The 22,373-nt window shown below is 40.1% G+C and carries 21 protein-coding genes; 8 read left to right on the forward strand and 13 right to left on the reverse strand.

Going from position 1 to position 22,373, the window contains the following annotated elements; all coding sequences use genetic code 11:
• The first annotated feature begins 2 nt into the window (after nt 1–2).
• Complete coding sequence (locus ACZ8ZH_RS04690; protein ID WP_119063211.1) at nt 3–446, forward strand: DUF3887 domain-containing protein; 444 nt, start codon at nt 3–5, stop codon at nt 444–446.
• 33 nt (nt 447–479) lie between these two features.
• Here the strand turns inward: ACZ8ZH_RS04690 and ACZ8ZH_RS04695 are convergent, their stop codons facing one another.
• Genes ACZ8ZH_RS04695 through ACZ8ZH_RS04710 form a run of 4 tightly spaced genes read right to left on the reverse strand, consistent with a single transcriptional unit; the run spans nt 480 to nt 5,298 of the window.
• Nucleotides 480–1,568, reverse strand: coding sequence for an ABC transporter permease (locus ACZ8ZH_RS04695; RefSeq protein WP_119063103.1), 1,089 nt, complete (start codon nt 1,566–1,568; stop codon nt 480–482).
• Nucleotides 1,565–2,695, reverse strand: a complete 1,131-nt coding sequence (locus ACZ8ZH_RS04700) for an ABC transporter permease (RefSeq protein WP_119063102.1) — start codon at nt 2,693–2,695, stop codon at nt 1,565–1,567. Before ACZ8ZH_RS04700 ends, ACZ8ZH_RS04695 begins: the two co-directional genes overlap by 4 nt.
• Nucleotides 2,695–3,846, reverse strand: a complete 1,152-nt coding sequence (locus ACZ8ZH_RS04705) for an HlyD family secretion protein (RefSeq protein ID WP_119063101.1) — start codon at nt 3,844–3,846, stop codon at nt 2,695–2,697. The genes ACZ8ZH_RS04700 and ACZ8ZH_RS04705 overlap by 1 nt, the downstream gene beginning before the upstream one ends.
• Before the next feature lie 21 nt (nt 3,847–3,867).
• Nucleotides 3,868–5,298 (reverse strand): TolC family protein, encoded by a 1,431-nt coding sequence (locus ACZ8ZH_RS04710; protein WP_228199397.1) that lies wholly within the window; start codon nt 5,296–5,298, stop codon nt 3,868–3,870.
• Between the two features lie 429 nt (nt 5,299–5,727).
• Between ACZ8ZH_RS04710 and serC the strand changes: the two genes are divergently transcribed.
• On the forward strand, nt 5,728–6,807 hold the full coding sequence (gene serC / locus ACZ8ZH_RS04715) for a 3-phosphoserine/phosphohydroxythreonine transaminase (protein WP_470247863.1): 1,080 nt from the start codon (nt 5,728–5,730) through the stop codon (nt 6,805–6,807).
• Nucleotides 6,808–7,229: 422 nt separating this feature from the next.
• On the opposite strand, the gene ACZ8ZH_RS04720 is transcribed toward serC, so the two are convergent.
• The 8 genes from ACZ8ZH_RS04720 to map form a co-directional block, all read right to left on the reverse strand.
• Nucleotides 7,230–8,186, reverse strand: a complete 957-nt coding sequence (locus ACZ8ZH_RS04720; protein WP_119063098.1) for a TauD/TfdA dioxygenase family protein — start codon at nt 8,184–8,186, stop codon at nt 7,230–7,232.
• 102 nt (nt 8,187–8,288) lie between these two features.
• Complete coding sequence (locus ACZ8ZH_RS04725; protein ID WP_086197162.1) at nt 8,289–9,317, reverse strand: IS701 family transposase; 1,029 nt, start codon at nt 9,315–9,317, stop codon at nt 8,289–8,291.
• 133 nt (nt 9,318–9,450) lie between these two features.
• Entirely contained in the window at nt 9,451–9,585 is a 135-nt protein-coding gene (locus ACZ8ZH_RS04730) for a hypothetical protein (protein ID WP_265735888.1), read from the reverse strand.
• Nucleotides 9,578–10,786, reverse strand: a complete 1,209-nt coding sequence (locus ACZ8ZH_RS04735; protein WP_086207976.1) for an MFS transporter — start codon at nt 10,784–10,786, stop codon at nt 9,578–9,580. The genes ACZ8ZH_RS04730 and ACZ8ZH_RS04735 overlap by 8 nt, the downstream gene beginning before the upstream one ends.
• 330 nt (nt 10,787–11,116) lie before the next feature.
• Complete coding sequence (locus tag ACZ8ZH_RS04740) at nt 11,117–12,331, reverse strand: alginate export family protein (protein WP_110974515.1); 1,215 nt, start codon at nt 12,329–12,331, stop codon at nt 11,117–11,119.
• 89 nt (nt 12,332–12,420) lie between these two features.
• Nucleotides 12,421–13,770 (reverse strand): MFS transporter, encoded by a 1,350-nt coding sequence (locus ACZ8ZH_RS04745; protein WP_470247864.1) that lies wholly within the window; start codon nt 13,768–13,770, stop codon nt 12,421–12,423.
• Nucleotides 13,771–14,184: 414 nt separating this feature from the next.
• Complete coding sequence (locus ACZ8ZH_RS04750) at nt 14,185–15,243, reverse strand: OmpW/AlkL family protein (RefSeq protein WP_110974517.1); 1,059 nt, start codon at nt 15,241–15,243, stop codon at nt 14,185–14,187.
• 327 nt (nt 15,244–15,570) lie between these two features.
• Nucleotides 15,571–16,398: a type I methionyl aminopeptidase gene (map, locus tag ACZ8ZH_RS04755; RefSeq protein WP_086207972.1), complete on the reverse strand. Its 828-nt coding sequence runs from the start codon at nt 16,396–16,398 to the stop codon at nt 15,571–15,573.
• Between the two features lie 212 nt (nt 16,399–16,610).
• Between map and rpsB the strand changes: the two genes are divergently transcribed.
• The 6 genes from rpsB to ACZ8ZH_RS04785 all read left to right on the forward strand — a co-directional run bounded on the left by rpsB (nt 16,611) and on the right by ACZ8ZH_RS04785 (nt 20,940).
• Nucleotides 16,611–17,357 (forward strand): 30S ribosomal protein S2, encoded by a 747-nt coding sequence (gene rpsB, locus ACZ8ZH_RS04760; RefSeq protein WP_086207971.1) that lies wholly within the window; start codon nt 16,611–16,613, stop codon nt 17,355–17,357.
• Between the two features lie 142 nt (nt 17,358–17,499).
• Nucleotides 17,500–18,375, forward strand: a complete 876-nt coding sequence (gene tsf / locus ACZ8ZH_RS04765; protein WP_086207970.1) for a translation elongation factor Ts — start codon at nt 17,500–17,502, stop codon at nt 18,373–18,375.
• 77 nt (nt 18,376–18,452) lie between these two features.
• Nucleotides 18,453–18,947 (forward strand): DUF3465 domain-containing protein, encoded by a 495-nt coding sequence (locus tag ACZ8ZH_RS04770; RefSeq protein ID WP_119063096.1) that lies wholly within the window; start codon nt 18,453–18,455, stop codon nt 18,945–18,947.
• 68 nt (nt 18,948–19,015) lie between these two features.
• Nucleotides 19,016–19,849, forward strand: a complete 834-nt coding sequence (locus tag ACZ8ZH_RS04775; RefSeq protein WP_119063095.1) for an AraC family transcriptional regulator — start codon at nt 19,016–19,018, stop codon at nt 19,847–19,849.
• Between the two features lie 81 nt (nt 19,850–19,930).
• Nucleotides 19,931–20,626 (forward strand): AzlC family ABC transporter permease, encoded by a 696-nt coding sequence (locus ACZ8ZH_RS04780; protein ID WP_171405782.1) that lies wholly within the window; start codon nt 19,931–19,933, stop codon nt 20,624–20,626.
• Nucleotides 20,623–20,940, forward strand: coding sequence for an AzlD domain-containing protein (locus tag ACZ8ZH_RS04785; protein ID WP_110974522.1), 318 nt, complete (start codon nt 20,623–20,625; stop codon nt 20,938–20,940). Before ACZ8ZH_RS04780 ends, ACZ8ZH_RS04785 begins: the two co-directional genes overlap by 4 nt.
• 644 nt (nt 20,941–21,584) lie before the next feature.
• Here ACZ8ZH_RS04785 and ACZ8ZH_RS04790 read toward each other — a convergent pair.
• Nucleotides 21,585–22,193, reverse strand: coding sequence for a septal ring lytic transglycosylase RlpA family protein (locus ACZ8ZH_RS04790; protein ID WP_086207964.1), 609 nt, complete (start codon nt 22,191–22,193; stop codon nt 21,585–21,587).
• Nucleotides 22,194–22,373: the final 180 nt, after the last annotated feature.

Raw genomic sequence — 22,373 nt, forward strand, 5'->3', positions numbered from 1 at the left:
TTATGAAGCTAAAATTATTGATACTAGGCTGTGCATTGGCTTTAACAGCTTGTGATAAATTGGGACAAAAAGCATTAGACTCAATTCCAAATCCGAGTCCTGTACAGGAAAAAGTGGCTCAAGACGCCTATCAAGCTTTTACTCGAGGTGATTTTCCACAGCTCTATACTTATTTTGAGCCAGAGTTACAGCGTGAATTTAAAACTCATGAAAAAGACATGCGTAAGTTCGCAAAAACCATTCCTAAACAAGCTATTACGACTCAAAAAATTGTATCGAAACACATTGAGAAATCCACAGAAAAACCGAGCTTATATGCTGTAACGTATGAATATGCTTATAGCAATAAAAACCTAGTTCAGTATGATGTTGGTTTTGACAAAGCAGGCGGAAGTACAAAAATTCGTAGTTTTGACGTGAAACTTTATGGGGCTTCAACGGATTAACAACTGAGACTAGAGTATTTGAGGCATCGGTGTTTAGCGGTGTCTTAGACGCCAATAGGCAAGACCTGAACATACCAGACCAAACACAAATAGGTATAGGAGTTTGGGGAGAACAAGAGCAGTTGGTACACCCATTTGGTTGAGTTGGATAAACATTTGAATCCCTTGGGTGGAAGGTAAAATGTGACCTAAATATTGTATCCATGTTGGCATTGCAGCATGTGGCCATGCTGTACCTGAGAGTAGAAATAGCGGAATAGACGTAAATACAATGACATGTCCTGCACGCTCAGGCATATCGAAAAATGTTGAAATCAACATGCCTAAAGCCACGATACAGCCTATAAAAATAGGTACAGCCAGTAACATGCCGCTAAAATTCCCTCCATGTGGGTAGTCATTGATCCAGTAAACAAAACCGAATAGATATAAACAACCGAGCATACCAATGGTCAAAATGGTTGAAAAAATAGCAAAAAACTCAGTTGTCGTTGGTCGCCATTTTTGTTCGCGATATCCAGCCAATAACATGCCTAAACCAAGCACGATGGTTTGATGAATAATCAACGGGGCTATGGCTGGGAAAATATAGCTGCCGTAGCCCGACATGGTGTTAAACAGCGGTGTTTGATGAATAGAAATAGCGGGTGAGAAGTGTGCGATATTACCAAATTTTTCCACATGCTCGTGTACAGCATTTTCAATTGAGGTCGCGAGCCCTAATCCAATTTGCTTGGTTTTTAAAAAATTTGCTGCACTGAGATATAGTCCAATTCCACCGACTTCTCCATGCCGAAGACTATTGGAAAGATTCTCAGGTAAAAGCAAAATGCCATCGGCTTGCTGCTGTTTAATCATGTTCTCAGCTTCAAGGAAATTGCCTGTGACAACTTTAACTTCAACATTTGGACTGAGCGAAACCTGTTGAATAATGTTATTCGTCACAATACTTTGCTCTTCATCCACAATTATAATGGGCAAAGCTTCTGCTTGTTGTGCTTTGTAGGCAGTCGGATAGAAAACACTATAAAAAATCACCGAGAGGATGAGTGTGGTTAGAATCGACTGATTGGCAATGATGTCTTTAAATGTCTTGAGATAATAGTGCAAAAATAACTTCATGACGCTACTCCTTTGATCCGTTTTTTGAGCAGTAGGACAGAGGTCACAGCGTAAAAGACCACATAAAGGATCAGAATGAATAAAGGCAACAGCGATGAGCTGATTGGGCTACCAATGACCCATTGTTCGGTTTGTAGTTTGGCATAGGGTGTATAAGGGATAATATTGGCCCAGAATTTGGTAAACAGTGGCGCGTTATTTAAGGGGAGGGTCACTCCTGCAAAACTGAGTGATGAGCCTCCATAGACCGCAATTAAACCAAAGGTTTTGGATAAATTATTGGTGGCTAAAACAATGCTGCTACTGATTAAGGCATAGGCACTATAAAATAAAAGCTGTGCCAGCATGATCAACCAAAGTTGACCTGCAACAAACCAACCACGAATTTCGATTAACCAAAACATCCAAGCCCATGTCCAAAGACTAAAAATGAGTACATAGGTTAGGTTTTTAGAGAAAATAGCTGTAAAAGCCGATTGTTTGTTTAGCCAATTTTGTGCTGTCTGGAACTTAAATTCCTGACCAACTGAGAATGCGACACAGCAACAGAGTAGTAAATGCAAAATCGCAGGAATCATAAAAGGTTCTAAATAGAACTCATAACTCAAGCTTGGGTTATATAAGGTCGAGACTTTAACGTGGGGTGTCGGTATGTCTAAGTAAGGAGTGATATTTTCTAAATAACTTTCACCAGCATAGTCTGCCATGGCTTCAACTGTGCTGACTAACATGGCTGATGAAATGGTGTTACCTACACTAAAGTAACTTTGGTTATAGGCGATGCTGATTTCAGCATCTTTAGCTTGCACAAAACGTTGTTCGGCGCCATGGGGAATACTGACATAGCCCCAAATTTTGGTTTGGTTCAGTAACTTTTCGACTTCTGTGTTTTGATCGCTGATGATGACTACATCTAAAGTATGGTTGAGTCTTAAGTAGCGTTGTATATTTTGGCTTAGCTCACTTTGGTCTTGGTCAATAATTGCAATAGGCAAATGTTCAGGCTTGCCTTGGGCAAACATGCTGGAAAACAACACGATAATAAACAGTGGGGCAAGCGTAACTAAACATAAATCCCACTTATGTTTAAGTAAATAATTCAGTTCCCGCAGTAGCCCAATTAGCATTATTTGCTCTCTTTGACTTTAAACAGCACACTCATGCCGACTTTTAAGTCAGGAATGTCTTGGGCAGGGGTTAAATGAAGTTTAAAACTGCGAATGTCGTAGCCCCCTGTTTGACGGGTGGTTTTAATGGTTGCAAATTCACCTTCGGCATCAATACTTTTAATATCAAAGTTGGCGTTTAGGTTTAAGGCTGGAATAAAGCCTTGAATTTGTTTTGCTTGGTAAATGTTGGCATATTGGTCTTCACGAACGTTGAGTGACACCCAAAGCTCGCGATCTTGAATAATACTCACAATCGGCACACCCATTGCTACTAGCTCGGAGGGCTTACCATAAGTTTTAGATACGGTGCCATTAATTGGCGAGAGTAGTTTGGTTTCGGCTTCAAGCGCATTCGCTTCTGCAACTGCTGCTTTTGCAATTTGAACTTGTGCATCTGCTGAGCTTTTCTGTTGTGGTGTACTGCCACGCTGTGCACGTTCATATTGTTGATATGCCGCTTCTGTCATTTGAGTCGCGGACTGAGCCGCAGCATGCATTTCATCACGACGTTGGCGTGAAATAACACCTTGTTGGTATAAGTTAGCCCCACGTTGATAGGTGGTTTGCGCTAAGTTTTGCTGTGCTTTGAGCGCTTGCCAGTTGGCATACAAACTGGCAATATTTTCTTCCTGAGAACCACGGTCAGCGGTGGATTGTAGTGCTAAAGCGGCTTGTAAACTGGCAAGAGCTTGTTGTTTTTTTGCATCAACTTCTGGGCTGTACAGTCGAACGAGTTCTTGGTTTTTAGTGACCTTTTGTCCATCATGCACATAAATTTCTTCGATTCGGCTTGGTACTTTGGTGCTTATATGAAGCGTTTCAGCTTCAACACGGCCTTGAATATCAACAGTTTTAGGTTGTTGATAGGCTTTCCAAAGACCAAAAGCAATTACGCCCAAAACTAGGATGAGTGCTACTGTGCCGAGGACTTTAATTCTTTTTGACTTTTGATGTGTGTCGGTCGTATCTGATGATGAATTATCCTGATTTATTTTAGTCTGGGCTTGGTCTTCTCGTTGCTCTGTTGTTAACTCATCTTGTGAGGGCGCTATTTGATCTTCTACTGTTTCAGATTTTTGTGGATCGGGCTGATTTTGATCTTGATTCATTAAATGGCTCTCATCAAAGAATTAACGAATAAATCGTGTATTGGGTTGTAGAAGATAGGTTTGAAATTGATCAATCGAACCGTGGCTCTGTAATAATGTTGCCAGTGACATGACATATTTATAGGCATTGAGTGCAGTTTCTGCTTTTAGAGCACTCAGCATGTTTTGTGCATCAATCACCTGAGTGGCGGTACCCATATCTTCTTTAAAGGACAGTTCTTGTATACGTAAATTTTCTTGCGCTGCTTTTATATTTTGCTGCAATAGCTGATCACTTTGCTGCGCTGTGGTGGCCTCGCTATACGATTTATAAATTACATTTTCAATTTCTTGCTTGGTTCGTGCTGTCATCAATTCAGAAGCATAGCGTTGTAACTCTGCTGCTTGGACATTTTTATTTTTATCAATGCCTGAGAACAGATTGTACTGTGCGGCTAAACCAATAATCCAGTTGTTTTTATCATCTAAACTATATTCACCGAAGGCAAAAATATGCGGTTTTTTGGCGGCATTTTGTACCTTAACATTAGCTTGAGCCAGTTGCGTATCCATTTGCATTTTCTGTACTAAAGCAGAGTGATCTGTATACGATTTGAGTAGTGCATTCAAATCTTGATTTTGTGTACTGTTAATGAACAATGGTGTGGTTAATTCTGTAATTTGGCTGCTTTGTAAGAGATTATTCAGTTGAAATAAACTGGCTTTTAAATTGGATTGGCTCGCTTGTTCACTCCGCTGGGCATTGTTTTTTGCCACTTCAAACTGCATGCGTTGTCCCTTACTGATAAAACCTTGTTGTTCAAGCTTGAGTGCATTGTTGTAATGTTTTTGCATGGACAGCAAATTATATTGACTAGAGCTCAATAGTTGCTGTTGCAGTTGAACATTGAAATAGGCTTGAATCAATTCAAAGCGTTGTAGGTCTCGCTGTTGTTTTGTATTGAGTTCGCTACGTTTGGCTTTAATGTTGGCGACTTGTTTTGCACTTGAGGTTAGTCCACCTGTATAAAGTGGCATCATTGCTGAAATGCTCGGGCGAATGACTTGATCTTCTAAAGTGACCTGTGAACTGTCTGGAATCAGTCCTACGCCTTGATGGATGGTCTGATCAATACCTTGTTGTAGACCGCTTAAATCGCCTAAATTAGGGTTTGAATTTTGCCATTGATCAATTTGTGTGGTTACACCATCAGACAGTGTTTGTTCTAAATTATTTTTGAGTGCTCCAAGCGGTATATCAAGCTCATTATGAAAGGCATAAGCACGCACGTTCAGATCGACACGAGGCAACCCCAAGCCTTTTACTGCTTCAGCTTCAAGTTTTGACGCTTGCTGCAAGGCTTGAGTGGCTTGTGTGCTATAAGAATCTTGTAACACATTTTGTTCAGCTTGCTGGTAGCTGATAGACGCTGCAAAAGCAGTAGAGTTAGTGCCAAAACTAAAAGCTAACATGCTGAATGATAAGATTGATGGCAGTGATATACGCAATGAGAATTTGTTGGTCGGTGTGTTAAGCATGTTGGATAGTCTTTGTGGCATGGACACGACTCTTTTCTATGTTTTTGCACATTATACGCATAATCTAGTTATGCTGAATGTTGACTCAGTTATTGAATTGTTTAATTTGCAAATGTATATCAATAGATTAGCGATATTTTTACACAAAATAAATGCATTTGCCTTGGTGTAGATAAATGGCTGATACCTTTCTGTAGGGGATGTGGCTTATGGTTCGTTAAAATTGGAGTGTTGATCTTGATTGAATTTTTGACTGTAAAGGTGAGACAACATTGAAATTTTTCCGTTGAATTTACTGCAAGCCCCGTCTATCTGTGGTTAAATGCCATCATTTTATTGTGTTTCACTTTGAAAGGAAAAATCATGCGCGCGTACAACTTCTGTGCTGGTCCTGCTGCATTACCTACTGCCGTTTTAGAAAAAGCTCAAGCTGAAATTCTTGATTGGCAAGGCAAGGGTCTTTCCATCATGGAAATGAGTCACCGTAGTAAAGACTATGTTGCAGTTGCGGAAAAAGCAGAGGCAGACTTACGCAAACTCATGAACATTCCAGAAAATTACAAGGTATTGTTCCTTCAAGGGGGAGCATCACTTCAGTTTTCTGCGATTCCTTTAAACTTGTTGGGTAAAAACAGCAAAGCGGATTATATTCATACGGGAATTTGGTCTGAAAAAGCGTTGAAAGAAGCGCAGCGCTATGGCGATATCAATGTCGTTGAAGCGGGCACGCAGATTGATGGAAAACTAGCGATTGCAGACGCAAGCACTTGTAACTTGTCCCAAGATGCGGCTTATGTGCACTATGTAGACAATGAAACCATTGGTGGTCTTCAGTTTGCGGGTGTTCCAAAAGCTAATGCTCCACTGGTTTCAGATTTCTCTTCAAGTATTTTGTCTGCACCAGTTGATGTTACTCAATTTGGGATGATTTATGCAGGTGCGCAGAAGAACATTGGCCCTGCGGGTTTAACCTTAGTGATTGTTCGTGAAGATCTGCTAGATCAAGCTAAACCTGAAATTCCAAGTATTTTGAAATATTCTTCACAAGCGAAGAATGATTCAATGGTGAATACACCATCAACTTATGCATGGTATTTATCTGGTTTGGTGTTTGAGTGGTTGCTTGAACAAGGTGGTGTCGAAGCAATTCATAAAGTGAACCTTGCAAAAGCAAATCTGCTGTATGGTTATATTGACTCAAGCGATTTCTATGCAAATCCAATTGCTGTGCAAAACCGTTCGATTATGAACGTACCATTTACTTTGGCGAATCCTGATCTAGAGAAGTTATTCCTTAAAGAAGCTGAAGAAAACCATTTGTTGAATCTTGCAGGTCACCGCTCAGTTGGTGGGATGCGCGCAAGTATTTATAACGCGGTTCCATTAGAAGGCGTTCAAGCACTTGTGAACTTTATGGATGACTTTGCGAAACGCAATGCTTAAGCCATAGAGCCATAAAAGCCAACTTAAAAGTTGTAATGCCAGTCAGTTCAGAAACTGACTGGCATTTTCTTTTAGACTTTATCAGATATGCGGAAGCGTCATCCGCAACCTGCCTAACTTTTGGCTTGGGCTGTTTTTTTTACAAAAGTTGTTCAAACGACGCAAGTGAACAGGTTTTGTGGATGACAAATGTTTTCCTTGCGAAGCTTCGCCTCTCATTTGGCTAAACAAAAGAACAGAGCGAACTCCCAAAAATTGATTTAGAACAGTAAGACTCCGTTGAGAATAGCCCAACAGTAAATGCATTTACTGATCAGTCGTACATTGTTTGATGGGCTTTTTTATTGGTTTTTTCACACATTATCTAAAAGAATCGTGACATTTTAGTGTCATGCCAATGAATGATTCATTTTAGGTATTGTCTAGTACGGACGTCCACCAGCAAGACTAATCCGTTTCAGTAAGCGACGTTGATCGACGGGAAAGGGGCGGCTTGAGTGCAAAGTCACTTGATTATCCCAAAAAACAATATCACCTGTTTCCCAATGATGCTCATAACGAAACTCTGGTTTCAATATGTGCGCACGAAGTTCAGCAATCAATTCACTGCCTGTCGTATCATCGACATTGACCAATTCAACTTCCGAACGCGTATTTAACCAAAGTGCTTTTCGCCCAGATTCTGGATGTGTGCGGACTAAAGGATGTGGATAGGCATGCCCTAAAATCGGTTGATCTTTAAAACGATAATAAGGTGAGTCTGCATAACCCGAATTGCCTGTATTGCTCTGCGCACGGACGAATGGGTTATAAGTAATCAGCTGTAGCTGGTCGATTTGTTTTTTGACATCATCGGAAAGCGCATCATAGGCTTTGATGGTATTGAACCATGATGTTTGTCCGCCATCTTGAGGAAGCTCAAGGGCATAGAGCAGAGAGCCAAAAGAGGGAAGCGGTGTCCACTGGTGATCCGCATGTGGGGTGAGTTCGCCGTGACCTGTGTAGTCGCCTTGCCCAACTGCATTAGAGACAGGAACCACATCGGGGGGGACGCCTGTGTCGGACTGGCTGGCGAGTACCGGATTGTCGGCACTTGGGCGAAAAATAGAGCCAAAATAACTGGCAAAGGCTAAATATTGTAGATCATCCAGAGTTTGATTTTTAAAAATTAAAATCAGGTGTTCAGCCAAAGCTTGTTTTAAGCGATAGATGGTTTCTCCTGCTTGGGCTTTACGGGCATCTAAACCCAAAACCACCGCGCCTAAGGCTTCTTTCGCAAGTGGGATAATGTGTATTTCTTCTGGGTTTTGAAATTGTTCTGGTTGATGCCAACGTGGGGCATCATGAATTGCTTGTGAAAGTTGGGTTAATGCGGTCATGTTGATTATTTTCTCTAGATATGGGGTCTAGAGAAAATGTAGTCAATATATGTACAAGCTTAAAATTAAAAGAAATTCTAAGCTTATAGGACTTACGCACTATTACTTATAGATTCTCTGTGGTAGCAGATGATTTTTATCGAGAATAAAGTCATCAATGAAGTTTTTGATAATTGGTCTAAATAATTTCTTCTGCCAACGATATATATTTTCAAAGATCCGCTCAAACTGGTTCTTTTGTATCTCAACGTAGGCCATCAAGGCTGAAAAAATATGATTCAAAATCAGTTTAGATCGTCTTACTTGAAACTTTTCAATATGACAAACCTGTTTAATCACCCGGTGATATTGCTCTATTTTCCAATGACTTGAATGTAATTCATGAAAACCTTCAAAGGACAATAAATCATCTTCATCTTGATGCACAATATAAAACCTCTGCTGTTCTTTTAACTGAGTCTTAAATAATTGTACAAAGCCAAAATCTTTGAGCCAGATCACTTGACCCTGATGGAAATCTGGCAATAAGCGCAGTTGAAACCATTGTCCTTTTTCTGGGGAAACCTTACGGTTACAGTCGATACCAAACATAAATCGAATACCATATTTTCTTATGGTTTTTAGATTTCCAGTCGATGAATACCAACTATCACCTGTAATAAATTGAATCTTTGCACCCCAACTGAGTACTTCACTTAACATATCCATAAAGTAATCATTCTTGGTTTTACTTTCAGATTTGTCATAAATTCGGAAATTAATTGGAATATTTTGACCATTTCGATCTGTCGCATACAAGGTAATGAGATTAATACCCTTGACGGATCGGTGGTGTTTGCCTGACCAAAAATAGCTAACCAAGTCCATATGTTGACTATATGGTTTATCTAAAACAGTATCATCAATACTGACTATAAGTTTATTATTATCAATATGTTGAATTGATTCTTGATATAGGTCGTGAGGTGTGTAGTCTTCACGCTCTAGAAAGCGATTTACACTATCATGCGAGATATTATAAGTCTCGGCAAGTTGTGTGCAGCTAATAGAGTTCGGTTCTGTCATGAGAAAGCCCATATAAATGGGTAATGTACAAGTTGCTGTAGAAGCATGTTTAATTCGTCTGATCACAGATACTTTATAAAGTATTTTAATACTTTTTTGAATCCGTCAATGCGTAAGTCCTAGCTTATGAGAAAAATGCTAAAGCAATGATTATTTTACTTTTATTTAAAACGAAATATGTAGTTCAAAATGTGCAGATTTAATGTGCGCAAAATGCCTGATTAAAATACTCAAACAGGTCTGGCGTATTGAACCAAAGAGCAATGGATAAGCCGAATAGTGCAACCATTGCAAGACCAATACTACACTTCAGCCATAAAAATGAATTAGTCATGGACAACCGCCTTTTCATCGACAAAGAAATGTACCAGTACACCCAACACACTCAGGGCGATAGAGAACAACCAAATCAAGTCATAATTACCTGTAACGTCATGATTCACACCACCTAGCCAGCCACCGAAAAATGAACCGACTTGATGGGTAAAGAACACGATCCCACTCAGCATGCTGAGGTATTTAATGCCAAACATATTGGCCACAATACCGTTAGTTAAAGGTACGGTAGATAACCATAATAAACCCATCACTACGCCAAAGCTATAGATGGTGAGTGTGCTCAGCGGTAGCAACAAGAAGGCAATAATCGCAATGCCTCGGAGCCCATATAAACCCATGAGTAACTTCGGTTTGGAATATTTACCGCCTAGCCAACCTGCGGTATATGTGCCGACAATATTGAATAAACCGACCAATGCCAAGAACACAGTTCCTGTGGTGGCATTAAAACCATGATCAATCAAATACCCAGGTAAATGGATACCAATAAACACAACTTGGAAACCACATACTAAAAAACCGAGTGCTAAAAACCAAAACGGTTTATGGTTTTTAGCAATGATGAGGATATCTTTAAAGCTGAGTTGAACTTGGTTGGTTGGTGCATTGGCTACAACAAAAGCAGGGGCTTTGAGCATCCAGGCTAAGGGCACAATAAATGCGATCAAAATGGCACTCACGACCAATGCCGCCGACCAGCCATAGTTTTGTAGTAGAAGCAGAGTGGAGGGCAGCATAATGAACTGACCAAACGAACCTGCTGCACTGGCAACCCCCATAGCAAGGCTACGTTTTTCAGGTGGTGCAGCACGCCCCACCGCAGACAAGAGTACCGAAAAAGAGGTGGCAGATAATGCTAAACCTAAAATAAGGCCGACACTTAGGTTGAGTAGCCAACCTGTGGAGCTGATCGCCATCAGGAGTAATCCGATGGTATACAGAACACCACCAATAGCTACGACAATTTTAGACCCGTACTTATCAGCTAAGGCCCCTGTAAAGGGTTGTGCAGCGCCCCAAATCAGGTTTTGCATGGCAATAGCCAAACTAAAAACATTATGTCCCCAACCAAATTCATTGCTCATAGGAACAAGGTAGAGTCCAAAACCATGCCGAACACCGAGTGAAAGTGCCAAAATCATGGCACTGCCAATGAGCATATAAATCAAAGGTTTGGAAAATTGACTCTGAGACATACGTTAGATGCGCAATGAAGATAAGAATAGTCGCTATTGTACGTAATATATCGAAGTAATTCGATATTTGAATGAATTATTTGAAAAGTGTTATAAAAAATTTGGGTCATTAGGCAGAAGTTGCCCAGACCTGAATGTATCAATTAGCCTGCTTCCAAAGGGAAAAGATGCTTACATATCTCATTTGTAAACTGAGCCAGACAGAACTGTGGTGCATCGAAAGGAAAATGAGATATGTAGTGCATGTTTAAACAGAGACTTTGCCTACTTTGGGCTAAACAAAAGTAGGCAAAGGATTAAATTGAATGAGAACTCGATATTCAGATGAAATTAGTATTTATAATCGAGTTGTAACCAGAATTTATCGGTATTTACGCCATAGTCTTCAGCTTGATAGCTTGAAAATTTGCCGAGTGCGGACAAACCTTTGAGTGGAAGAGGGTGGGTAAATGACACAGCAAACTCTTGTCCATAATCCATATTTTTTTCATCGCTACGATAATGGTGATATTCCGTACCTAGCTTGCCTTGCTTTAAAATATTAAGGTTTGAGCTGAGGTACAAATCAGTTAGACCATTTGCAGGTGTATTGAGAAAAACATCTGTCCAACCATTAAATTTATGTTTCGTTGCTAAAGGGGTTTGAAAGCCAATTTTTCCGTCATCACTTCCGAGGACTTCGTAGCCAATTGCAATTTCACCTAATGGTTTAGCTGCACCTACGTTATAGCCAAGTTCGAAGGTATAATAGTCTGCATCATAAGATGTTGGTTGGTCAGCATATTCAGATTGTTTGGCATATTCAGCCACATAACGTAAATTTTTATTTTTGCCTGTTAAACGTAGACCATAGGTTTGATTTGACCACGCTGGTAAGTCTTCAAAATCCATGAAATAACCATAAGCTGTAGCATTCAATAGTGGATTGTAATTAAATTTGGCTTGAATTAAGTGAATTTCACTGTCTTGTTCGCCATCTTGAGCGGCTACATATTTGGGCTTTGGCTCTTCGCTTCCAAAAATGGTATTGACCTGATCTATGTATGCATAATACAAGCCCAACTGCTGTGTTGGCTTAATATTTAAACTGACTGCATCGAAAGTTTGGTCGTTTTGACGCCATGCAACAGAACCCACAAAACGTTGATTATCTAGATTAATTACTTGACGACCAACCGTTAAATCGGCCTTAGGACTATAAACATACTTTAAATAAAGCTGATTTAATTGTAGGTTTTCAGGATCAGGTACACTGCTATAAGCTGTTTCAGCATTACGTGTACTGTTAAAATGATCATTAAGTTCAAGCGTTCCTTCACCTTGCACAAAGCCGCTTAATCCATGCCAACTGCCTGTTTGTAGTGCAGGACGAATGCGGAGAGTAAAAGCTTCTGCGTTATCAAGCTTATTATCTTGATCTACCATTTCATAGCGTAAGCGCGTGTCTAGTGAAAACTTGGTTTGTGATAAAAAGTTATCGGCTGCATAGGATGTCGTTGCTGAAATGCAGGCAAGTGAAAGCGCAGAGAGAGTACGTAATTTCATAGAAATTCCCCTGATTTTTTTTAAAGATAAGTTTAGAAAGTTAGGGGGATGGTGTGTCTTCACCATCACCCTAGAAAAGGCATGAAAGTTTAAGAGGCGAGGCTGTTGCGTTCTAAGACGGCTTGTTCAAATAATTGTTTTTCTTTTGCTTTATGTTCAACTGAGAAGCGAATTAGAATTACGCTAAATGCAGCTATAGTGACCAAACCACCTAAAATAAACAGGCAAGTCTGAACATCTAATACACCTTTAAGTAATAAGCCTGCAGCAACAGCACCCACGTTACCACCAGCACCAATAATGCCTGCTACACCACCTAGAGCATCACGATCAATGAAAGGAACCAGAGCGTAGGTTGCACCACATGCCATGTGGGTAAACAGGGCGAAAACGGTCATGCTAATAATGGCAAGCATTGCTGTATTCATCTGTGAGAATACGATTAAGAATAAGCCTTCAAGTAAAACCAATAAGAATAGTACTTTAGTGCGACCATCTAGACCTTTAGAGATAGCAACTTTGTCAGATACGATACCACCTAAAGCGCGTGCAAATAATGCAAGTAAACCAAAGATACCAGCAGCTAAGCCTGCTTCTTTTAAGCCCATGTTAAAGTGATCGGTATAGTACATTGCTGCAATATTGTGGATGAAAATTTCAATACCGAAACATGCTCCGTACGATACAAATAGGATCCATACACGGTAGTTACGAGCAGCTTGAAGTAAAATTGCTGTTCCACCTTTTTTACCGCTACCCACTTCGATTCCTTGAGCGCGAAGTTCTTTAAAGTTCCCTTGTGGACAGTCTTGAGTAAATTTCCAATACAGCATCCCAACGATCACCATCATAATCCCTGGTATAAGGAGAGCAATACGCCAGCCCATTGCTTGTTCAACACCAAACATTAGGATTGCACCCAGAATAAGTGGCATTAATGCTTGAGTTGCGCCTCCACCTGCATTGCCCCAGCCAGCAGCTGCAGCATTTGCAGTACCTACTACGTTGGGTGCAAACATCACACTAGTATGATACTGGGTAATAACAAAACTTGCTCCAATTGCACCAATCAGCAAGCGGAAGAATAAAAATGATTCATAGGTATTGGCAGAAGCAACACCAAACACAGGAATGCTGCCTAATATTAGAAGTGCTGTATACGTTTTTCTAGGGCCATATTTATCACATAATGGACCAACAATAAGACGGATTAGAATGGTAATGGCAACCGCAGCAATATTAATATTCGCGATTTGGTCTTTGGTTAAATTAAATTCGCCTTTAATCACAGGCATCAGCGGTGCACAGGCAAACCATGCGAAGAAACAAACAAAGAATGCGAGCCAAGTCATATGGAAAGCGCGCATTGCTGGCGTGGAGAAACTAAAGAGTTTTATTTGTGTTGCTTTTTTTGCTTCGCGATTAATTGTTGAAGACATAAGCCATCCCCTGAACTGAACGTAAAAGTGATTGCAAATAAAAGATAATTTGCAAACCGATCAGAACGGACATCTTTGGCCGTCTATATAGTTGAGGAATCTACGTTGATTTCTCGTGTTGTCTAAAAAGCAAACAGTATGCCAACACATAAAATAAATGAAAAAAATCGGCTTTATTGGCGATAGAACGCGTTTTTAGTGGGATGTTTAAACATTTTCGTTGGGGGAAGGGAGTGTCTTAATCACAGTTTGTGGATGTGATTTAATGATCAAAAATAATTCGTATGAAAAAATGGTCAATAAAAATGCATCATAAAAATGCATATTCTAAAATGATTTGATGATGTGCATCTTCATAACACTCCATGATTCATCATAATCCTCATGGAGTATTTGAGGTGCAAATATGTAAGCTTAGAAGCGATAACCTAGGCCTGCATAGGCAAGAATCGGGTTAATTTCGATATCTGCTTTTGATTTAATCAACTCGCCATGCGTGGCATCTTTTACTGTAATAGTCGTTTCATTTTTAAGATGGGCATAAGATACAGAACCCACTGCAAACCATTTATCATTAAAGTCATAAGTGAAACCAACGGTTGCAATGGGAGCAAAAGCATCGGTTGCTTCCAACTCCACTTTAGGGTCCGCTGAACTGGTTTTACCCTCAAGTGATGCGCCTGCATTACCTTCTTTAATATTGGCAATCATATGACCTGCTGCAATGAGATCTTTCTCTGTTTGCGGGTTAATTTCCAACTCATTAAAGTAAGCGTACATCAACCCAACACCAACATAGGGGCGGAATTTATTTACCCCCGTTTTACCAAAGTGATATTGGAACTCGAAAGCAGGTGTCCATGCACGTGCTGATGCTGCTGGACCATTTGCTTCTAAGTCAGTAATGAAAATATCATTTTCAAGTTCTAGGTTTCCAAACACTCCGCCTAACGGTTTCGCTATCGCAGAAAAAGGCGCATAAATTTTCCCTTTACCTTGTAAGTCAACTTTAGGTGGAATCCCAGCTTTCATTTCAAAAGAAATATTATCGGTAAAGAAGTAGTTGGTCATGATGCCAAGCGTTGTAACATCATCAGCTTCTAAACCAGTACCCGGATTATCCCAACTTTCTAGGCCGTGAATTTCGGCTGTGCCACTCAAGGCACTTGGAATGGTATCTAAAGTATTCAGAGCGACTTGTAAGACTGGTGAGGGGGTAAAGCCCTCTTTTAAATTGTCTTTTACCGTTTGGGATTGGACATCTCCGACCGTTGCTGTCTCACCTTCTTTAACGGCTGTATTGACACGGAAGGGTTGGGCTTTACCTTGTGGCATAACATGTAAAGCACCGACAGATACAGAGAAACGTTTAAATCCATCACCATCTTGTAGACTAAAATAAGGTGAATCTGCATGCGTGAGTATAGGTAAGGTAGCAATAGACGTTGCTACGCAAAGCAATGTTTTTTTCATTTTGGGACTCCATGTCCAATGAGCTATTCGTTTTTATAGAGCGTATTATTAAGCTTGCAATTAGAATAAAGCTGTTGTTTTTAAAGGATATGTGTTTTTGACATTTGTGAATGTCAAAATGAGATTTGTGTGATCGTGTTACTTAGTTGCACGCTTTGTTACAGAAAACTGATCCTGTTTGAACATGGATATTCAGGTGTTACAGCAACTAGTTAGCTGTAAATTAAGAAATAAATGTAAAGTAAAATGTTTAACCCGCCATAAAAAAGACCACCATGTGGTGGTCTTTTTGACAGTCGGCATTGTATTTCATGCCAATGACAGCGTTTAAGCTTGAAAACGAGATAAATCTTCTTCAGGACGCGCTGTTAAGATTTCAGCGCCTGTTTTAGTCACTAAAATGGTATGCTCGTATTGTGCTGACAAACTATGATCTTTGGTGACGACTGTCCATTTATCGCCCAATAGTTTGGTTTTCCAGTCACCACCATTGACCATAGGTTCAATGGTAAAGGTCATGCCTTCTTCTAAAATCATGCCTGAGTTGGGTTGACCATAGTGTAAGACTTGAGGTTCGTCATGGAACACAGTCCCAATACCGTGACCACAGTATTCACGCACCACGCCAAAACGCTCTGATTCGACATATTGTTGAATGGCATGACCAATATCCCCAATGGTCGAACCTGGCTTCACTGTCGCTATTCCACGGTACATCGCTTCTTGTGCTACTTTACATAACCGATTCGCAAGAATAGAGGTTTCACCACCCACGATGTACATCATGTTGGTATCGCCGTGGAACCCATCTTTAATAACCGTCACATCAATATTTAAAATATCGCCTTTTTTCAACACTTTTGCATCTGACGGAATGCCGTGACAGACCACATGGTTTACTGAAGTACAAATCACATGTTGGAACGCAGGGCGACCCGGCGCTGCGCCGTAACCTAAACATGCTGGAATAGCGTCTTGTTTATTGACAATATAATCGTGACAAATCGTATCTAACTCAAGTGTAGTTACACCAGGTTTAATATGTGGCTTGATCATATCCAAGACTTCAGCCGCCAGTCGTCCAGCGACACGCATCTTTTCGATGTCTTCAGCGCTTTTGATGAGTCGACGGGGTGCTTCGTAAGTACTGTTCATGATCTCTAAAAACTTTTGGAAATTTGTGTGTGACTATGGTATAAATAGCCGCCCATTTTATCAAATGCTTTTTCGTGAATATATTTATGTCAAGTCAAAGTGATGAATGGGCTTTAAAAATCCGCACATATATCGACACATTTCTCTGGGTGCCCTTTGGGGTGGAGGATGCGGATATATGGAGGCCTAACCCAAACTTTAAGGTAAAGAAAATGGCAGATTACAACGTAAGCATGCGCGACCTTCTTCAAGCAGGCGCACACTTCGGTCACCAAACACGTTTCTGGAATCCAAAGATGCGTCAATACATCTTTGGTGCGCGTAACAAAATTCACATCATCAACCTTGAGCACACTGTTCCTGCGTTAAATGATGCTTTGAACTTTGTTAACAACCTTGCTAGCAAAAAGAATAAAGTATTGTTTGTTGGTACTAAACGTGCTGCTTCTAACATCATCCGTGAACAAGCACAACGTGCTGGTCAGCCTTATGTTGATCACCGTTGGTTAGGTGGTATGTTGACGAACTGGAAAACACTTCGCCAATCTATCAACCGTCTTAAAGACCTTCAAACTCAATCTCAAGATGGTACTTTCGCTAAGCTTACTAAACGTGAAGCTTTAGAGCGTACTCGTGAGATGGAAAAACTTGAACGCGCTTTAGGCGGTGTTAAGAACATGGGTGGTTTACCTGACGCATTATTCGTAATCGACGTTGATCACGAAGCTATTGCAATCAAAGAAGCTAAAAACCTTGGTATTCCTGTAATCGGTATCGTTGATACAAACTCTAACCCAGACAACGTAGACTACGTTATTCCGGGTAACGACGATGCGATCCGTGCAGTTACTCTTTATGCTTCTGCTATGGCTGATGCGATTCTTGCTGGTAAAGAATATGCTCAATCACAAGCAAATGCACAAGCTAAAGGCGAAGAAGCACCTGCTTCTGAGGCTTAATGCGTTTGACGTAAGCTTGTCATTTTTGCGACATGTGATGGTGGCAAAGTAAGCGTCATGTATGCAGACGGCCCAAGAGATAGCTCTGGGCCGTTTCTGTTCTAAAAAGAATTCATTTTCTACCGTATTTTAGGAGATTGACATGACTGCAGTTACAGCAAGCATGGTTAAAGAATTGCGCGATCGTACTGGTCTTGCAATGATGGAATGTAAAAAAGCATTAACAGAAGCGAATGGTGACATCGAGCTAGCGATTGATAACCTTCGTAAATCTGGTCAAGCTAAAGCGGCTAAAAAAGCAGGTAACATTGCAGCTGACGGTGCAATCACAATTGCTCAAGAAGGCAATAAAGCAATCCTTTTGGAAGTAAACTGTCAAACTGACTTCGTTGCTAAAGACGAAAACTTTGCTGGTTTCTCTGCTCAAGTTGCTGCTGCTGCGTTAGCTGCTGGTGAAACTGATGCTGCTAAAATTGCTGAATTGAAACTTGCAGATGGCGTAACTGTAGAAGAAGCGCGTATCGCTCTTGTTCAAAAAATCGGTGAAAACATCCAAGTTCGTCGTGCAACAATCGTTGAAGGCGACAACCTTGCAGTATACAAACACGGTCTAAGAATCGGTGTTGTTGTATCTTACGCAGGTGATGCTGCAACTGGTAAAGGTATTGCAATGCACGTTGCTGCATTCAACCCAGTGGCTGTAACAGAAGCTGACGTATCTGCTGAGCTTATTGCTAAAGAAAAAGAAATTGCTGAAGCAAAAGCAATTGAATCTGGTAAGCCTGCAAACATCGTTGAGAAAATGGTCACTGGTTCAGTTCAAAAGTACTTAAATGAAGTTGTACTTGAGAACCAAATGTACGTTATCGACAACGACAAAAAAGTTTCTGATGTGCTTAAGTCAACTGGTACTACAGTTGCTCAATTCGTTCGCTTTGAAGTGGGTGAAGGTATTGAGAAGAAAGCTGAACTTTCTTTCGCTGAAGAAGTTGCTGCTGCTCAAGCTGCTGCAAAATAATTGAAAAATTATTTTGAGTAAAAAAAGCCCCATTGGGGCTTTTTTTATACAATAAAAACGAAATAAAGGAAAAATACATGGCAAATAAAACAAATCTAGGTATTGGTGCAGTGATCGTGGTTTTGGTTGCTGCATATTTTGGGATTGATCTTCAAGAAAAACAGCTTAATACTTCAACTTCACCATCCAATCTAGAAAGATCGGCTACACATCGGGAAGTGCAAAACACTGGGTCTGATGACGCTGCAAAAATTGCTCAAGCCTTTCAAAACCAAAAAAGTAATGTTCAAGTTCAATCTCAAGGGCGAGTGGTGGCTGTACTGAAAGATGACAATGATGGCTCTCGTCATCAAAAGTTTATTTTAGCATTGCCGAATAATATGACAGTTTTAGTTGCGCATAATATTGATCTAGCTCCAAGAATTGATCGTTTGCAAAAAGGGGATACGGTCAGTTTTAATGGGGAATATGAATATAGTGAAAAAGGTGGGGTCATTCACTGGACGCATCGGGATCCACAGCAACGTCATGTGGATGGCTGGTTAAAGCATCAAGGAAAAACCTATCAGTAATAGAGCAATTTTGTTCTATACGTTTTACTGAATCACAGTATGCTGAGTGGTTCAGGAGAAGCTAACTCATGCACAAAATCAGATCCAGTGAATTTGTAAATTATCATCATGTTCAAGAACTTGGTGGTCTTGAGATGTTAAAAGCCTCCTATCAACATACTCAGTTTTCAAAACACACGCACGAAGGCTACTGCATTGGTTTGATTGATGAAGGTGCGCAATCTTTTTTACGCACAGGAAATCAGCATATTGCACCGCAAGGAGATATTATTTTAGTCAATGCGGATGAGGTGCATACGGGTTCATCTGCTGTTGAAACAGGTTGGTGTTATCGAGCAATTTATCCGACCCCTGAAATGATTCAAGATATTAGTCAGGATTTCTTTCATGAAACTGGTACTATGCCGTGGTTTCCACAAGCTGTGGTGCATGATGAGGGACTGGCAGAGCAGTTGAATTTACTGTTTGATTTGTTATTGCAGCCTAAAAATATACTGTTCAAGCAGAGTTTGTATATTTCAACTTTAGCATATTTATTAAGTCGTTATAGCCAGTCTAGGAAAACATTAAAAGATTTACCTGAAGCGCAGCGTAAGGTCGTGCTGATTCAGGAGTTACTCGAAGCCGAACCAGAAAAAGAGCACCAACTTACTGAGTTGGCGGCTGTGGTGGGGATGAGCCCTTGGCATTTACTACGTCAATTTAAAAAGTTTACTGGACTTCCACCTCACGCATGGTTGATACAGTTTCGTTTACGTAAATCCTTATCTTTGCTAAAACAAGGTTGTGATATTGCGACAGTAGCACAACTGTGTGGCTTCTCCGATCAGAGTCATTACACACGTCATTTTAAAAAGGCATTGGGTTGTACACCAGCACAATATATGGCACATAAAATCTAAAATAACAGCAATTTCATACAAGAAAGTCACTTCCTCAATCTTGCATATTAATTCCTATGGATAGAAATCATAGGGTTTTTCATGCAACAACAAGCGATACAACCACAAAGTCTAAGTTTTTTTCGGGGCGTACAGGACATGCTACCTCTGTCTGTTGCTGTGATTCCATGGGGAATATTGGCTGGCTCAGCTGCGATTAATGCGGGATTGAGTGTGATGCAAGCTGTGGGAATGTCAGCTTTGGTATTTGCTGGTGCTGCTCAATTGGTCAGCTTGAGTATGCTGATGACAGGTGCATCTTTGCTGAGCATTATTTTGACGGTATTTTTTCTGACTAGTCAGCATTTTATTTATGCGTTGAGTTTAAGAGAAGATGTGAAGCCATGGTCATTAAGCCGGAGACTCAGTATTGGTTTTTTGCTGACCGATGAACTCTACGCCACCGCGATGCTAAAACAAAAGCCATCTTATGCTTATATGTTGGGGGCAGGATTCAGTTTTTATGTCTGTTGGGTAGGGTTTAGTTTAGTCGGCATACTGCTTGCAAATACAGTGCCTGATCTTTCAAATCTACATTTGAAGTTTTCAATAGTGGTGGTGTTCTTGGTGATGGCGGTAATGCTGATCCAAAATAGAGCTGCAATTTACGGTGTTATTGCATCATCACTCACTGTTTTGCTGTTGAGTTGGTTGGGTGTGAAATCAGCCATCTTGTTAGCCGGTTTTACAGGTATGTGGGTTGCTGCGATGTTTGATCGTTCGGAGTGCCGAAGATGACTTGGCTATTTGTTTTTAGCTTAACTTGTGTGACTTTTTTTAATCGGTATTTATTTTTAGAGCCTAAAACTCAAATTCGACTGCCTAAATTTGCGACACGCATGCTGAAATATGCCGCGCCTTGTCTCATGGTTTCGATTTGTTTGCCACTGGTTTTTTTTGAGGGTTCACAGTGGAAAGGGATATTTCAAAATAGCTATTTTTATGGGGCAATTTTTACCTTGTTGATCACCCTTTTGACCAGAAAGTTATTGCTCAGTATTTTACTCAGTTTAGGATTTTTTTATGGTCTGAATCTGTTATTCGATTTTTAGCATTTCATGAGCAAATAGACCCATAAAAGACCGAAAAAAGGATGAAAAAGTGCAAGAGTTTGATCTTTTTCATCGCTTTTAAATTTGTATTGCTCTAAATGCGCACTGTTTGCGATTTTTACACTGTTTAGCAATTTGACGTAGCTTTGATTGGGAATATGAAAATATTGAAAATTGAGCAAATGAGGGGTTGTTTGAGAACTTTGAAGAAAGAACAGCATTTTCTTTAGCATTTGTAAGCATAAAATGCTTCTATTTATACAAAAATCAGTAGAGCTCTAACACCTGCCATATCGTAAAAAAGAAGCTGAATTCACATGCGAATTTGTCAAATAGCTCTGAATTCGAGAATAGATAAAATCACGCTTCAAAGTGGATGAAAAATAGCTTTGAATATACAAAAAATGAATTAAGAACACATTAGCTCGGCTAAACCTACAAAGTTACCAAGATTGTGAGCACAGCCAACTCAAAAACTGGAGCGATTGGATTTTTTTATTCGATGTAAACATGGTTTTGAGCGATGTTAAAGCATCGAGATAGAACGGCTAAGGATCATATGCAGTCATTTGTATAAAGACTAGGTATTAAAAAAGCCACATTACTGTGGCTTTACTGTCAAATACGTGTTGTAGGTCTGAATCTTAAGAGTTTGGTCCATCAATACGTTCAATGCTAACTTTCGCAGTACCTGAATTAGTAATACCCAATTGTTTTGCTGCGCCGTAAGATAAATCAAGTACACGGTTACCGTGGAAAGGACCGCGGTCGTTAACTTTAACCACAACGCTCTTACCATTGGTTTTATTCGTTACGCGGATATAGCAGTTTAGTGGCAGGCTACGGTGTGCAGCAGTTAATGCATTCATATCGAATGTCTCACCACTTGCAGTTTTACGACCGTGGAACTGACGACCATACCAAGAGGCCATACCGGTTTGGCTAAACTTACGTACTGTATTTGATGCAACAGTATTTAACTTTTCAATCACTGAAGGCTCTTCTTCAGGGATTTCAATTTTTGCAGCGATTGTTTCGCGGCGAATTTTATCGCCTGAACGTTCAGTGATTGAAAGGCTATTTAAATTTGAGAAGTGTGAGTTGAAGCCTTGAGCATCTTTATTTAAGACACGTGCAGCTAGACGAGAGTTATCATTATCATTGGTAAATGATGACTGAACCATCTCTGCTTGCGATTGGCTCAGCACGATGGTCGAGGCAATGGCCAGTATATATTTAAGTGATGACTGCATTTATAAACTCCAAAAGACAACGCTTTTTTCTTTAAACTAAGTGGCTGAAAGATAAAAAAACTTGCCTGTTAATTCACTTTTGCAACAGCATTTGACGAAATGGATAATATTCATGCAGTCATAAGCATGTCTAGTGTTTAATTAAAATAATGATAAAAACTACATAAACTGAACGTTTTT

Source organism: Acinetobacter sp. SW-226 (genome assembly GCF_055632855.1).

Coding starts and splice junctions, on each gene's coding strand:
- ACZ8ZH_RS04690 (WP_119063211.1), top strand. CDS start 3: ATGAAGCTAAAATTATTGATACTAGGCTGTGCATTGGCTTTAACAGCT.
- ACZ8ZH_RS04695 (WP_119063103.1), bottom strand. CDS start 1,568: ATGAAGTTATTTTTGCACTATTATCTCAAGACATTTAAAGACATCATT.
- ACZ8ZH_RS04700 (WP_119063102.1), bottom strand. CDS start 2,695: ATGCTAATTGGGCTACTGCGGGAACTGAATTATTTACTTAAACATAAG.
- ACZ8ZH_RS04705 (WP_119063101.1), bottom strand. CDS start 3,846: ATGAATCAAGATCAAAATCAGCCCGATCCACAAAAATCTGAAACAGTA.
- ACZ8ZH_RS04710 (WP_228199397.1), bottom strand. CDS start 5,298: ATGTTAGCTTTTAGTTTTGGCACTAACTCTACTGCTTTTGCAGCGTCT.
- serC (WP_470247863.1), top strand. CDS start 5,728: ATGCGCGCGTACAACTTCTGTGCTGGTCCTGCTGCATTACCTACTGCC.
- ACZ8ZH_RS04720 (WP_119063098.1), bottom strand. CDS start 8,186: ATGACCGCATTAACCCAACTTTCACAAGCAATTCATGATGCCCCACGT.
- ACZ8ZH_RS04730 (WP_265735888.1), bottom strand. CDS start 9,585: ATGACTAATTCATTTTTATGGCTGAAGTGTAGTATTGGTCTTGCAATG.
- ACZ8ZH_RS04735 (WP_086207976.1), bottom strand. CDS start 10,786: ATGTCTCAGAGTCAATTTTCCAAACCTTTGATTTATATGCTCATTGGC.
- ACZ8ZH_RS04740 (WP_110974515.1), bottom strand. CDS start 12,331: ATGAAATTACGTACTCTCTCTGCGCTTTCACTTGCCTGCATTTCAGCA.
- ACZ8ZH_RS04745 (WP_470247864.1), bottom strand. CDS start 13,770: ATGTCTTCAACAATTAATCGCGAAGCAAAAAAAGCAACACAAATAAAA.
- ACZ8ZH_RS04750 (WP_110974517.1), bottom strand. CDS start 15,243: ATGAAAAAAACATTGCTTTGCGTAGCAACGTCTATTGCTACCTTACCT.
- map (WP_086207972.1), bottom strand. CDS start 16,398: ATGAACAGTACTTACGAAGCACCCCGTCGACTCATCAAAAGCGCTGAA.
- rpsB (WP_086207971.1), top strand. CDS start 16,611: ATGGCAGATTACAACGTAAGCATGCGCGACCTTCTTCAAGCAGGCGCA.
- tsf (WP_086207970.1), top strand. CDS start 17,500: ATGACTGCAGTTACAGCAAGCATGGTTAAAGAATTGCGCGATCGTACT.
- ACZ8ZH_RS04770 (WP_119063096.1), top strand. CDS start 18,453: ATGGCAAATAAAACAAATCTAGGTATTGGTGCAGTGATCGTGGTTTTG.
- ACZ8ZH_RS04775 (WP_119063095.1), top strand. CDS start 19,016: ATGCACAAAATCAGATCCAGTGAATTTGTAAATTATCATCATGTTCAA.
- ACZ8ZH_RS04780 (WP_171405782.1), top strand. CDS start 19,931: ATGCAACAACAAGCGATACAACCACAAAGTCTAAGTTTTTTTCGGGGC.
- ACZ8ZH_RS04785 (WP_110974522.1), top strand. CDS start 20,623: ATGACTTGGCTATTTGTTTTTAGCTTAACTTGTGTGACTTTTTTTAAT.
- ACZ8ZH_RS04790 (WP_086207964.1), bottom strand. CDS start 22,193: ATGCAGTCATCACTTAAATATATACTGGCCATTGCCTCGACCATCGTG.